The following is a 13,593-nucleotide window of genomic DNA, read 5'->3' as shown; positions in this document are numbered from 1 at the left end:
GTTAAGCTAATTTCATTAGAAACAGTTGTATACAGTTTGTACATATGTATGAGCTAAGAAAGAAAGATATTCGTGTGAAGAAAAAAGAAAGCACCTCGCATATGTGCGAAGTGCTCTTAACGGATTCCAAAGAAGTTTTTCACCTTTGCAAATACCGATACCTTTTCTTGTTCAAATGCTTGTAATGGTACATTCTCACCTAACAAGCGTCTTGCAATATTACGATAAGCCAACGCTGCTTTTCCGCTTGGTTGCAACGCCACAGGTTCACCTGTATTTGTAGCTCGAATAACTTCATCGTCATCTTCGACAACACCAAGAAGCTCGATTGACAATGTACGTACAATTTCATCAACATCTAACATATCCTGTTCATGAAGCATATGACTACGTACACGGTTAATAACAAGTTTCGGTGGTTCAATATCCTCTTTTTCTAAAAGCCCAATAATACGATCCGCATCGCGCATTGAGGATACTTCTGGAGTCGTAACAACGATTGCTTTATCCGCACCAGCTACCGCATTTTTAAATCCCTGCTCAATCCCCGCAGGACAATCGATTAATATGTAATCATAATCTTGACGTAATACTTGTATTAATTCATCCATTTGTTCAGGTGTTACCGCTGATTTATCACTCGTTTGTGCTGCAGGTAATAAATAAAGATCATCAAAACGTTTGTCTTTAATAAGAGCCTGAGGTAAACGGCAACGCCCTTCAACGACATCAACAAGATCAAATACAATACGATTTTCCAGCCCCATTACTACGTCTAAATTTCGAAGACCGATATCTGTGTCAATTAAGCACACTTTCTTTCCAGATAACGCTAGGGCCGTACCAATGTTCGCAGATGTAGTAGTTTTACCTACTCCGCCTTTTCCAGATGTAATTACTATTGCCTCTCCCACAGCTATACAATTCCCCTTTCTAACTTTGTTAAATTAGGTCTAAGATGAGTGAGAAGTTGCAGGCGATCGACAACAATGTGATTGTTCTCATTAATATACGCACATTCTGCCGCCTCCGCTCCGTCTTCTTTCTCTTCCGGAGCCCGCATTGCCACATCACTAATTCGAAGTTGCATCGGGTTCATAACAGATGCAGCGATTACAGCATCCGAATCCCCATAATACCCAGCATGTGCAATTCCTCTTAATGATCCTACGACAAAAATATTCCCCCCAGCGATAACCGTTCCGCCTGGATTAACATCTCCAATTAACAACAAATTTCCTTTTACATGTAAAACTTGTCCAGAGCGAACAATTTTGGAAATAGGGACAATTTCTGTTTCTTCTTTCCAAGCTATTGCTTCTGCTTTAGTGATAACATCACTTTCAATTGAATCCACAACAAGATTCTTTTTATTACGAATTAACGTACGAATCTCTTCTTGTTGGACTTCTGTTAAATAACGATTTCCTACTTTCACATGCACTTCAATTAAAGAGCGCCCATCACCATCGTAGTAATGTGTAGAAAGTTTTTCGTCTAATTCCACCAATAATTCTGAGAATGAACAACAATCATCTAAATGAAGCGTTATCCCATCTTTTGTCCCTTTTATCGTTACATTTTGTTGCTTTTTTTCTTCCACTAAAGTTCACCCCACCGATTCAATTCGACATAAAATTAGAAAATCCTTTTTTCTTTTTCTTCCATCGCTTTTGAAAGACGCACTATATATCGTCTCAGTGGGAAACAAACTATCAATAAGAAAATAGCATTTAACAATAAAGTAGAAAGGAGACGATCTGTGAAAAAGACATACGCTGGCATATGAGTACGTCCTAATAAAGTTAAGAATCCATACACATAATACTCTAGTGCTACAACGCTAGCTAATATGATAGAAACAACAATAAATAAATTCAATTGTAGTACTTTCATCACACTATATACTAAATAAGCTAAAATCGGATAAGCAAAAATATATATCCCGACAAGTTCTGTGTATACGGTATCAAATAAGAAGCCAAATAATAGTCCGTAATAAATCCCTTGGACCGGACTATAATACACTGTAATAAAACATAAGACGATTATAAAGAAATGCGGTGCTGCTATGCTGTCTTTCCAAAACACATCCGTTGGAACAACAGTAGCAAACATATTTTCAAATAGAAACACAAAAAGGAGCAAAAGAGGAAGAGCTGCTCTTTTTAATATCTTCATCATCTCTTCTTCTCCTCCTATTCTAATGGCGCTGAAGGTGTTGCACGTTTAGCAACCGTAATATGCTCTACGTCATTTAAATCAGCGGCAGGTTTTACATAAGCTGTTTTTGTTAAGCCATATGCATCCGGCTGAACTTCAACGATTTTTCCAATTACAAGACCTTTCGGGAAAATATCACCCAGTCCAGATGTTACAACTAGTTGATCTTTCACTACCGGTGCATCAGAGCCAATCTTTGTGAAAAGAAGTAATTGCTTTTCTTTGTCATAACCTTCAATCAATCCAAAGATTTTCTCTTGCCCTTGTACAATAGCAGAAACACGATTTGTTCGGCTCATAGAACTTAGTAATTCTACTGATGATGTAAACTGAGATACACTTTTCACTCTTCCAACTAACCCTTGTGAAGTTACTACAGCCATATCTTTTTTAATTCCTTGCTGTGCCCCTTTATCAATTCCAATTAAATCGTACCATTTATCTGGATTACGAGAAACAACAGTAGCTGGAATTTCAGTATACCCGCTATTTAACTCTTTTTTACCAGTTAGCTCTTGTAGCTTCTTGTTATCATCTTCTAATTGTTTTACTTTCCCTGATAGACCTGCATAATTATCTAATTTTGCTTTTAATTCTTTATTCTCTTCATACGTGCGCTTTACATCCTCTACATTTTCGAAGAATCCAGCTACGTATTTCGCTGGCTTTTGGAATACACGTTCTACAACACCGACAGTATCTTTAACAAACTGCTCTGGCCATGTTAAACTGTTCCGTTCTTTCAATGAGATTCCAATCAATGCCACGAGAAGAATAATACTAACCAACAAAACAATTAATCTTTTGTTTAAGAAAAACTGTGGCACGTTCACACCCTCTTAATTTCACTGATTTTTATTTTGCAATATTATCGAGCAGCAGTTTTGAAAAGATCGATATTGTCTAATGCTTTACCTGTTCCAATTGCTACGCAATCTAATGGATCTTCTGCAACAAGAACTGGCATTTTCGTTTCTTCACTAATTACTTTATCTAAATTACGTAGTAATGCCCCGCCACCTGTTAATACGATACCGCGGTCCATAATATCAGCCGCTAATTCAGGTGGAGTTTTTTCTAACGTATTTTTAACTGATTCTACAATCGCATCTACTGTATCTTTTAATGCATCTGCAATTTCTTCTGGCTGAATTAGTACTGTTTTTGGTAAACCACTTACTAAATCACGACCGCGAATTTCCATAGGCTCGATACCTTCTGGCTCGCCTGCAGAACCAATTTCTAATTTTAATGCTTCAGCTGTTCTTTCACCGATCATTAAGTTATAGCTTTTCTTAATGTACTGAATGATTGAATCGTCCATATCATCACCAGCAACACGGACTGACTGGCTTGTTACAATACCACCTAGAGAAATAATTGCAACTTCTGTTGTACCACCACCGATATCAACAACCATACTACCAGTTGGTTCCCAAACAGGTAAGTTTGCACCAATCGCTGCTGCAAATGGCTCTTCGATAGGATAAGCATCACGAGCACCCGCTTGACGAGTCGCATCGATTACTGCACGTCTTTCTACAGCTGTAATACCAGATGGTACACATACCATTACATACGGCTTACGTGAGAAGAAACCGTTTGATTTTTGAGCTTGTTGAATGTAATATTTCATCATTGTTGCAGTTGTTTCGTAATCAGCAATTACACCGTCTTTCATCGGGCGAAGTGCCACAACGTTCCCTGGTGTACGACCAATCATTTGTTTTGCGTCGCTACCTACAGCAACGATTTGTTTCGTATCAGTTTGTAACGCCACTACTGAAGGTTCACGTAAAACTACACCTTTTCCTTTTACATATACAAGCGTGTTCGCAGTTCCTAAGTCTATTCCAAGATCGCGAGTAAATCCACCAAATCCAAACATATTATTTATCTTCCTTTCTTGTTTTCACGGACTCATTTTTTCTTAATTTATATTATAAAAACAGTACGTTTTTTATATCTTTATCCTTTTTGTAGATAAATTTCTACAAAAAACTCATAAATCACATTATAAAACAAAATAAGTAAAAAGCATAGTCTTAAATATGACCTTTTTCCTTTAAACTCACGAATTTATGGTCACCTATTATAATATGATCAAGCACTTCAATTCCGATAATCTGGCCGCATTCTACTAAGCGTTTTGTTACTTCAATATCTTCACGGCTCGGCGTGGGATCTCCTGAGGGATGGTTATGAAGACATATGATAGAGGCTGCTGCACGACGGAAGGCTTCTTTAAAAACCTCCCTCGGGTGTACAATTGACGTGTTTAAACTTCCAATAAAGATCGTTTGCCTATGTATAACTTGATTTTTTGTATTTAAATATAAACAAACAAAATGCTCTTGTTGTAAAAAACGCATTTCTTCCATCATGTATTTCGCACAATCTTCTGGACTTCGAATACTATATCTATTTTGATATTCTAAACGTACCATTCTTCTGCCTAGTTCAAAGGCTGCCATAAGTTGCGATGCCTTTGAAATCCCAATACCATGTATACTAATTAGCTCCTCTAATGTTGCATCTTTCAACATACGTAAGCCATCAAATTGGTGTAAAATTTTATCTGACAACTTTAAAACTGTTTCTTCTTTAGAACCTGTTCTGAGTAACACTGCGAGAAGCTCTCGATTTGATAAACTTCCAGCACCTTCTAACAATAAACGCTCCCGTGGCTGTTCTTCTCTTACAACATCACGAATACCGTTCATCTCTCCACCCCTTTATTTGTTCTCTCAAAGAAAACCCCATGCAATTTTACGCATGGGTTACATCAATATCAAATTGTTTTAATTCCCGAACGAGGCGTGCGATTGGTAAGCCAACTACACTATAGTAGTCCCCTTGAATATTTTGAACGAAAATAGATCCTTTACCTTGAATCCCATAACTACCGGCTTTATCAAGAGGTTCTTTCGACGCGACGTATGTATCAATTTCCTCTTCTGTTAACTCCCAAAATGTAACTTCTGTACGCTCATAAAAAGTAACCGTTTTTTCTTTTGCTATAATCGCAACACCTGTATACACTTCATGTGTTTTCCCTGATAGTAATTGTAACATCTCTTTCGCCTCATCCTCATTAGAAGGCTTACCAAGAATACGCGACTCATATGTAACAATTGTATCTGCACCTAACACAATGTGATCACTATTATTTTCTGCCACCGCTGATGCTTTTTGCAAGGCAAGCGACATTACAATATCCGAAGGCGATGAATATGCACCAATTGTTTCCTCTACTTCACTTACAACGATTTCAAATGGCACACTAGCTAACTCAAGCAATTCCTTCCTCCGAGGTGATCCTGAAGCTAAAATTATTTTTCTCATATTTTCTCCTTCCTTTCTCACATGAAGCAGAACAATTTATATTAATCGTATCAAAGGAATAGTTTGCCCACAAATGAAAGAAATATTAATTTCTCTAACTAAAATAACACTTCTTTATTGCATACGATTATATTCCCATCATAGAGAAAGCACTTTGCTCTAAATTCAAAAGAAAAGAAAGAAGTACATGTACTTCTTTCTTACTCATTTTATTATCCTATCATTTCACTTTCTACGAAACAATTTTTTCATACGAGAGTAAACCATCAATAATAACTTGATTTAATTTCGCCAAAGATTCCTTATCCATCTTCCCATCTTTTACTGTTTGTACAGCTACCGACGTATACATATACAGTTTCTTTGCTTCTTCTCGTTTCATACTTTCCCCTTCTTTTTCAACCTTTTTCCATTCTTTTTCAATTGCTTCTATATCTTTTGGGCTGCTTTTTCCACCAACTTGTACGCTAGAAGCATATTTTGCTAAATGAGTGTATAATGGCTGCACTTTTGTTAAAAATGTCCCTACTTCTTTATCATCTTTCAGCAATGCTTTATCTGTTATATCCCAGCTCTTTTTTAAAACGGAGACACCATCATTTTTATACTTAGTCATTAATTGATTTATAGACTGTTCATCGCTAGCAATACCAACAACTATTGCATACTTATCACCGCTCGGTCTCAAAGCACCAATGCCCCCATTGCCTTTCCATTCTTCAAGAGCTGCCTGTCCCTTTTCTTCAGAAGAATAAAGCCCCCCTTGAACAAAAAATAATTTCATCGGATCCAATGACGTTCCTGCCTGTGCTTTTTGTTTTTCTTCTTTCGGTGCTGGTGTTTGTTCTGCCGTTCCACCCACCCTTGATTCTCCATTTCCAGTCGGCCTTGAAGCTGTCACTTCACTTCCTCCTGTCGTTCCTTGTCCAGTAAGTAAATGAAGCATCCCCATTCCAAACGCCGTACCGATAATGATTGCAGTTGCAACGATTACAATTAATGTATTACTCCACTTCTTTCGGTATTTTTCCACAGACATTGATTTCGCTTTTTGAAACGGAACAACATTTTTCGGTCGTTCACTTTCTACTACCATCCATTCAAATTCATCTTTCTTTTTTTCCTCATACTTCGCTTCTGTTCCATTCACTTTCACTGAGATCGTTCGTGATTGCTTGTCCATACACTCACACCTCACCTCTTATCGTTGTCCGCATCATATCATATTCATTTCATAAAAAAACGAGATATTTGTCAGAGGAATTCGCCAAATAACCCTATATATTTATCTTATATGTATGCATTTGACTTCATTTGTAGAACAAAAAAACTAGATAGCAAAGACTATCTAGTTTTTCTCGCGAATATATTTTCGTACTTCAGAAATGAAATAAAGAGAACCCGTTATGATAAAAACATCATTTTCTGCTATCTTTTCAACTTTTGTATCAATTGCCTCTTTCCAATTTTCAAAAACTAATTTTGATTCTTTCTGTGAATATGATGCAAGCTTGTCAGCAGAAATAGCACGATCAAAGGCGAATGTTGTAAAAATAATTTCATCTGCAATGGTTTCTAATTGGCCTACCATGTTATGTAATTGTTTATCACCAAGGGCAGTAAATAACACTATTACATTTTTATCTTTGTAATGCGCTTCTACTGTTTTCACAAGGCTTTCGATACCTTCTGGATTATGAGCACCATCTATAATAATATCCGGGTTACTTTGCAGCTTTTCAAAGCGCCCAATCCAATATGCTTCCAGTAATCCCGTTCTTATTTCCTCTTCCTCAATTAAAAATGATAAATATGTTTTTACATACATTACTGCCATAAGTGCTAACGCTGCATTTCCTACTTGATGAATGCCTTTCATTGAGATTTGCAAATCTTCAAATGCGGAAAAAGGACAAGTAAAATCAAACTGTTCCCCATCTTCATTAGACTGTTTATGTAACGCTGTAAAATGCTTGCTAAGTTCGTATAAGTTTGCATGATTTTCCTTTGCAACATTTTGAATGACTTGCAAAGCTTCTTCATCTTGTACACCAGTAATTACCGGCACGCCAGACTTAATAATCCCCGCCTTTTCATATGCAATTTCCCCTAGTGTATTTCCTAAAATATGCATATGATCGTGACCGATATTCGTAATAATCGTGAGAACAGGGTGTATGACATTAGTAGAGTCAAAACGTCCACCAAGCCCTGTTTCAAATAAAACAACATCACAGAAATTGACTTTACCGAAATAGTAAATCGCCATAACAGTAATAATTTCAAACTCTGTCGCTTCCCCTAAATCCGTTTCATCTAGTTTTTCCACGACTGGTTTTACCATCTTTACAAGTTCAGTAATCTCTTCGTCTGCAATTGGTGTTCCATTCACACTAATGCGCTCATTAAATGTTTCGATGTAAGGAGAGGTAAACGTTCCTACCTTATATTTCGCGCCTTCTAACATGTAACGCATATATGTTAATGTTGAACCTTTTCCATTTGTACCAGCAAGATGAACACATTTTATATGACGCTCTGGATTTCCAAGTTCTGCTAGCATCCATTTCATTCTTTCTAATCCTGGCTTAATTCCAAATTTCAATCGGCTATGAATCCACCCTATCGCTTCTTCGTATGTATGTATCACGTATGTTTTTCCCCTTTCAAAAGACAACTTTCATAGTTCTATTATACGCAAAGAAAAGAGACTCACCAATATAGTGAGTCTCTAAAAACATTTTTACTTTTCAAGATCTGCTAGACGTTGACGAACTGCTTCGCGTTTTTCTAGGTAATCTTGCTCTTTCGCACGCTCTCCTTCAATAACCGCTGCAGGAGCTTTCGCTACGAAACCTTGGTTAGAAAGTTTCTTCTGTACACGTTCTACTTCTTTATCGAACTTCTCAAGTTCTTTCTCAAGACGAGCTCTCTCTTCATCAAGATTGATAAGATCAGCTAACGGTAAGAATAACTCTGCACCTGATACGATTGCAGTCATTGCTTTTTCTGGCGCTTGTAAGTCCGTTTGAATTGTTAATTCGCTTGGGTTACAGAAACGCTCAATGTAAGAGCTGTTTTTCGTAAGTTGAGCAAGTACAGCCTCATCTTTTGCTTTAATTTGCATTTGAACTTTTTTGCTCATTGGCGTATTTACTTCTGCACGGATGTTACGAACAGAGCGAATGATATCAACTAGAAGGTGCATTTCTGCCGCAGCTTCCGTATCTTGTAAATCTTCGCGAACTGTTGGCCACGCAGCTACTGTAATAGACTCGCCTTCATGCGGTAAATGTTGCCAAATTTTCTCTGTTACGAATGGCATGAATGGGTGTAATAGACGCATTGTTTGATCTAATACGTAAGCTAAAATAGAACGAGTTGTTTTCTTAGCTGCTTCATCTTCACCGTATAGTGGAAGTTTCGCCATTTCAATATACCAATCACAGAAATCGTCCCAAATGAAGTTGTATAATGAACGACCAGCTTCACCGAACTCATATTTATCCATGTTACGTGTTACGCTTTCGATTGTTTCGTTTAAGCGCGTTAAGATCCACTTATCTGCTACTGATTTTTCACCAGTTAAATCGATTTCTTCATACTTCATATCATCCATGTTCATTAATACGAAACGTGATGCGTTCCAAATTTTATTAATGAAGTTCCAAGTAGATTCTACTTTTTCCATGCTGAAACGTAAATCTTGACCTGGTGCACTTCCTGTTGATAAGAAGAAACGCATTGCATCTGCACCGTACTTCTCGATAACATCCATTGGGTCAATACCGTTACCAAGAGATTTACTCATCTTACGACCTTGCTCGTCACGAACTAAACCGTGAATTAATACATCTTTAAATGGACGCTCTCCTGTAAACTCTAAACCTTGGAAAATCATACGAGATACCCAGAAGAAGATGATATCATAACCCGTTACTAGTGCATCTGTTGAATAGTAACGTTTGAAATCTGCTGAATCTTCATTTGGCCAACCAAGTGTTGAGAATGGCCATAACGCTGAACTGAACCATGTATCAAGTACGTCGTTATCTTGATTCCAGTTTTCAATATCTGCTGGTGCTTCTGTACCTACGTATACTTCACCAGTTTCTTTATGGTACCAAGCTGGAATACGGTGTCCCCACCATAATTGACGAGAAATACACCAGTCATGAATATTTTCCATCCAACGTAAATATGTGTTTTCAAAACGCTCTGGTACGAACGTTACTTTTTCTTCTTCTTTTTGTTGAAGCGCTACTGCTTTTTCAGCAAGTGGAGCCATTTTTACGAACCACTGTGTTGATAAATAAGGCTCAACAACTGCACCGCTACGCTCACTATGACCTACTGAATGCATATGTGGCTCGATTTCTACTAATACGCCAGCTTCTTGTAAGTCTTTTACTAATTCTTTACGGCATTCGAAACGATCCATACCGTTATACTTACCAGCTTTTTCGTTCATTGTTCCATCTTCGTTCATTACTAATATGCGTGGTAAGTCATGACGGTTACCTACTTCAAAGTCATTCGGGTCATGAGCTGGTGTAATTTTTACAACGCCCGTTCCGAAATCTTTTTCTACGTACTCATCAGCAATAATCGGAATCTCACGGCCTACGATTGGAAGTGTAACTGTTTTTCCGATTAAATGTTTGTAACGATCGTCTTCTGGATGAACTGCTACTGCTGTATCACCAAGCATCGTTTCTGGACGAGTTGTCGCAAGACGAATGTGACCAGAACCATCTGTTAACGGATAGTTCATATGATAGAATGCACCTTGAACTTCTTTATGAATTACTTCAATATCAGAAAGAGCTGTACGTGTTGCTGGATCCCAGTTGATGATATATTCACCACGGTAAATTAAGCCTTTTTCGTATAATTGAACGAATACTTTATTAACCGCATCTGATAAACCTTTGTCTAATGTGAAGCGTTCACGAGAATAGTCTAGTCCTAAACCAACTTTCCCCCATTGTTGACGAATGTGAGAAGCGTACTCTTCTTTCCACTCCCAAGCTTTTTCAAGGAATTTTTCACGGCCAAGATCGTAACGTGAAATACCTTCTTCACGAAGTTTTCCTTCTACTTTCGCTTGTGTTGCGATACCAGCATGGTCCATTCCTGGAAGCCATAGTACATCGTATCCTTGCATACGCTTCGTACGAGTTAAAATATCTTGAAGAGTTGTATCCCAAGCATGACCTAGGTGTAACTTACCAGTTACGTTCGGAGGTGGAATTACAATTGTATACGGTTGTTTCTTCTCGTCTCCTGTTGCTTCAAAATATTTGCCTTCAAGCCACCATTGATAAAGGCCTTCTTCAACGGACATATGATCATATTTAGTTGGTAAATTCTTTTCCGTGTTTGACATTATTTTCCCTCCTTAAAATAAAAAATGTCCCTCATCCAAAAAGGACGAGGGACATCGCGGTACCACCTTTATTTACAAACAAATTCATAATTTGCTTATACTCTTAATTTGATAACGGACAAATCCGTCTTTTCCTAATAAGAACTATTCCGTTCAGAAAAGATGCTCCAGGGCTACCTTCTAACATAACTATCTAGAGAATCTCTCAGCTAATGATTCTCCTCTCTGAAGACGTTTCATGTTATACTCTTCCCCTTCAAGGCATTTATATGATTGTTAATTATTATATACAATAGTGTAAAAAACGAAACCTTATTCGTCAAGATAAATTTAAAACTACAGCTTTTCGTGCAAAAAAAGAAGATAAGTAGAATCCTCTACTTATCTTCTTTCCCCCGCTATTTGCGGGCAGTAAGACCTCCACCTCAAAACTCAGCTGAAGCAAAGAAGTTAGATGGGAGCCCTGCTGCCCGTAAACGCCCAATTGGTGAAGGCTAATCATCAGCGGAGAATGCCTTTACTTTATCCGTTCCCTTGCTGGGCAGCTTGTAATTGCGACAGGAAATATTCTATATTGCTAACGAGCCAATGCGATTGTTGCAAACTCTTTACTCCGCGCAGTTCATTTTCCTCGTTGCGATTATCTCTTCTTTTCTTATAAGACTGGATTTGCCGAATAAATTGCGATGGATACGTCATATACGCAAACATAAGTAGTTGCTCTTCTTTCGTAAAAGGGAAATTTTTTTGATACATTTGAAACCATTCAAACCGATCACTTCTTGCGATTGGATATGTGTTTAAAGACCGTGAATAAAAACCTACTATATCTTGCACAGGCGTTGCAAACTTCGATTTTTCTAAACTAATAAAATAGCCATTCCGCTCATAGTCAAATAAAAAATGATTAAGTGACACATTACCATGCACAAAAGTAATACGCGTTTTCTCTTTTTCTTTCATCGCATCGTTCCACTCATTTAATTGCTTCGTTGCAAATTCACGCGCTCTCATTACATGATGATAGTACGTACAATATTGCAATTCAAACGGGGACATATACCATTTTGATTCAGATTCTACGAGAAACTCTTCTAACATCTCACCATCATTTTCCCAACGATCGGATATACTTGTATAATGTTTTTCTAAATCTTCTTCCGTATACGTTTCTTCCTTCACAGTTTTTTGATGCAACGTTCCAAGTGTCTGAAACATTTTATGGTATTGATCATTGTCCTCACCGTTTCCTTCTGCACGTTCTAACCAAGGCATTAAATAATAATTATACGTCCCGTCACTTAAAATATAACTTCCATCCGTCGCATGATATATAGGTACATAATTTGAAAAACCTTTCTCCTTCAAATATTGAATATGATGCAGAAAGTTATTCCGCTCTAACTTTCTGCCTTCTATTTTCTTGAGTGCATATGGACCTTGATTCGTATAAATTTTCATTACATTTCCGTGCTCTTCCATATGCTGCGTATCCAATCTATATTGCCTCACAATAGGTTCATAGTGATTTCGCAACTCAATATCCATACGAATAACCCTTTCTATTCAAAACATAGCCTCTAAGAAAGGAAGTGAGTGAAAACACTCACTTCCTTATTTCGTCTTTACCCTTGAAACGGGAATATAAATAATTTGCCCCGTATTTAAAAATATATCTTCTGTTTGATTGACACGGTGTAAATTTTGTACAGACGTTTCATAACGGTCTGCAATAGATTCAATTGTATCCCCTTCTTGCACGAAATACATTCTTAACTTTGTAAATTCTTCTTCCGGTTCTTTCGTAAATAGTTTTGTTAAATAAAGCGCATTTTCATCTCGCTGTGAGTACTCTTCTTCTTGTTCTTCCTGCTTTTTCGCTTTTTCTTTCTTGAAATCTTTTCGTCCGAACAGTTCAAATTGTGGCGTTGTTTCTTGCTCCTCTTCACGTTCCACAAATTCATGTTCTTCTATTTTCTCTTCTTCTAATTCCTGCTCTTTTCTTTCCTCTAATTGGAACGGTTCAAATGCGTAATCTTCCCACTCATCTGATTCCTTATATGCTGGTTCTTCTACATGCGGCGCCGGTCTATTTTCATCCTCTTGCGCTGAATCTTCTTCTAACTCAGCATACACCGTTTCTTCCTCTTCCTCTTCAACTTCATCCTCGCTTCTCTCTTCATCACACAAACCGGTAATAGATATATCCGCTAATAATTGTAAGCAACCATTTTCCTTTAATTCATAATCAAATTCCTCGATTGATACATATAGCTCTTCAATTACTTTCACTCGATTTCTCGGAATTGATATTTCAAGTGGAAAGGAATGAACAAGTTCATTAACCCCATCTTCTCTTGTTTCTACATAATCAATTGACTTTGCTGGCGATAGTTCTCTTAATGAATACGCCGAATCATCTTTTCGTGCAACATACTCTCCCGTTAAATCTAATTGTCCTCTCACGATTACTTCATGATCAAGCTCTTCTATCTCAACGTCTGGATCTAACGAAATTGACAAAAGTTCTTCGACTTCCTGTCCTTTTTGGAACCACACAGATTCTTTTAATGAAAATCGTAATGAATGATCTGCAGCCACTTCTTTTCCCCCTCCCAAACTATATGTCATTACAG

The 13,593-nt window shown here is 37.5% G+C and carries 12 protein-coding genes and 1 other annotated feature; all 12 genes read right to left on the bottom strand.

What is annotated here, in order from left to right; translation table 11 throughout:
* Window positions 1–116: 116 nt before the first annotated feature.
* The 12 genes from minD to spoVID all read right to left on the bottom strand — a co-directional run bounded on the left by minD (window position 117) and on the right by spoVID (window position 13,588).
* The gene (minD, locus tag ES895_RS01705; protein ID WP_000503309.1) at window positions 117–914 is read right to left on the bottom strand and encodes a septum site-determining protein MinD; all 798 of its coding nucleotides are present in this window, start codon (window positions 912–914) and stop codon (window positions 117–119) included.
* Window positions 915–916: 2 nt separating this feature from the next.
* Window positions 917–1,603: a septum site-determining protein MinC gene (minC, locus tag ES895_RS01700; RefSeq protein ID WP_000391525.1), complete on the bottom strand. Its 687-nt coding sequence runs from the start codon at window positions 1,601–1,603 to the stop codon at window positions 917–919.
* A 35-nt stretch (window positions 1,604–1,638) separates the two neighbouring features.
* Window positions 1,639–2,184, bottom strand: a complete 546-nt coding sequence (mreD, locus tag ES895_RS01695) for a rod shape-determining protein MreD (RefSeq protein ID WP_000975766.1) — start codon at window positions 2,182–2,184, stop codon at window positions 1,639–1,641.
* Window positions 2,185–2,198: 14 nt separating this feature from the next.
* Window positions 2,199–3,050 (bottom strand): rod shape-determining protein MreC, encoded by an 852-nt coding sequence (gene mreC, locus ES895_RS01690; protein ID WP_001135490.1) that lies wholly within the window; start codon window positions 3,048–3,050, stop codon window positions 2,199–2,201.
* Between the two features lie 41 nt (window positions 3,051–3,091).
* Window positions 3,092–4,111: a cell shape-determining protein MreB gene (gene mreB, locus ES895_RS01685; protein ID WP_000466736.1), complete on the bottom strand. Its 1,020-nt coding sequence runs from the start codon at window positions 4,109–4,111 to the stop codon at window positions 3,092–3,094.
* 157 nt (window positions 4,112–4,268) lie between these two features.
* Entirely contained in the window at window positions 4,269–4,946 is a 678-nt protein-coding gene (radC, locus tag ES895_RS01680) for a DNA repair protein RadC (RefSeq protein WP_001013391.1), read from the bottom strand.
* 46 nt (window positions 4,947–4,992) lie between these two features.
* On the bottom strand, window positions 4,993–5,568 hold the full coding sequence (locus ES895_RS01675; protein ID WP_001226291.1) for a Maf family protein: 576 nt from the start codon (window positions 5,566–5,568) through the stop codon (window positions 4,993–4,995).
* A 232-nt stretch (window positions 5,569–5,800) separates the two neighbouring features.
* Entirely contained in the window at window positions 5,801–6,751 is a 951-nt protein-coding gene (locus ES895_RS01670) for a hypothetical protein (RefSeq protein WP_000361014.1), read from the bottom strand.
* 165 nt (window positions 6,752–6,916) lie between these two features.
* Window positions 6,917–8,218, bottom strand: coding sequence for a bifunctional folylpolyglutamate synthase/dihydrofolate synthase (locus tag ES895_RS01665; protein WP_000582036.1), 1,302 nt, complete (start codon window positions 8,216–8,218; stop codon window positions 6,917–6,919).
* Between the two features lie 93 nt (window positions 8,219–8,311).
* Window positions 8,312–10,957, bottom strand: coding sequence for a valine--tRNA ligase (locus tag ES895_RS01660; protein WP_000072250.1), 2,646 nt, complete (start codon window positions 10,955–10,957; stop codon window positions 8,312–8,314).
* A gap of 37 nt (window positions 10,958–10,994) precedes the next feature.
* Window positions 10,995–11,226: a binding site (T-box leader), on the bottom strand.
* Window positions 11,227–11,479: 253 nt separating this feature from the next.
* Window positions 11,480–12,505: a spore coat protein YsxE gene (gene ysxE / locus ES895_RS01650; protein ID WP_000350658.1), complete on the bottom strand. Its 1,026-nt coding sequence runs from the start codon at window positions 12,503–12,505 to the stop codon at window positions 11,480–11,482.
* Window positions 12,506–12,571: 66 nt separating this feature from the next.
* Entirely contained in the window at window positions 12,572–13,588 is a 1,017-nt protein-coding gene (gene spoVID, locus ES895_RS01645; RefSeq protein ID WP_002062448.1) for a stage VI sporulation protein D, read from the bottom strand.
* Between the last annotated feature and the right edge of the window lie 5 nt (window positions 13,589–13,593).

It is taken from the genome of Bacillus sp. 007/AIA-02/001 (assembly GCF_004634455.1).
GTDB lineage: Bacteria > Bacillota > Bacilli > Bacillales > Bacillaceae_G > Bacillus_A > Bacillus_A cereus.
This window is presented reverse-complemented; position numbering and strand designations above follow the sequence as displayed.

Excerpts from the sequence above, each read along its gene's own strand:
- mreD (WP_000975766.1), bottom strand. The coding sequence starts at position 2,184 with ATGATGAAGATATTAAAAAGAGCAGCTCTTCCTCTTTTGCTCCTTTTT.
- mreB (WP_000466736.1), bottom strand. The coding sequence starts at position 4,111 with ATGTTTGGATTTGGTGGATTTACTCGCGATCTTGGAATAGACTTAGGA.
- radC (WP_001013391.1), bottom strand. The coding sequence starts at position 4,946 with ATGAACGGTATTCGTGATGTTGTAAGAGAAGAACAGCCACGGGAGCGT.
- ES895_RS01675 (WP_001226291.1), bottom strand. The coding sequence starts at position 5,568 with ATGAGAAAAATAATTTTAGCTTCAGGATCACCTCGGAGGAAGGAATTG.
- ES895_RS01670 (WP_000361014.1), bottom strand. The coding sequence starts at position 6,751 with ATGGACAAGCAATCACGAACGATCTCAGTGAAAGTGAATGGAACAGAA.
- ES895_RS01660 (WP_000072250.1), bottom strand. The coding sequence starts at position 10,957 with ATGTCAAACACGGAAAAGAATTTACCAACTAAATATGATCATATGTCC.
- ysxE (WP_000350658.1), bottom strand. The coding sequence starts at position 12,505 with ATGGATATTGAGTTGCGAAATCACTATGAACCTATTGTGAGGCAATAT.
- spoVID (WP_002062448.1), bottom strand. The coding sequence starts at position 13,588 with ATGACATATAGTTTGGGAGGGGGAAAAGAAGTGGCTGCAGATCATTCA.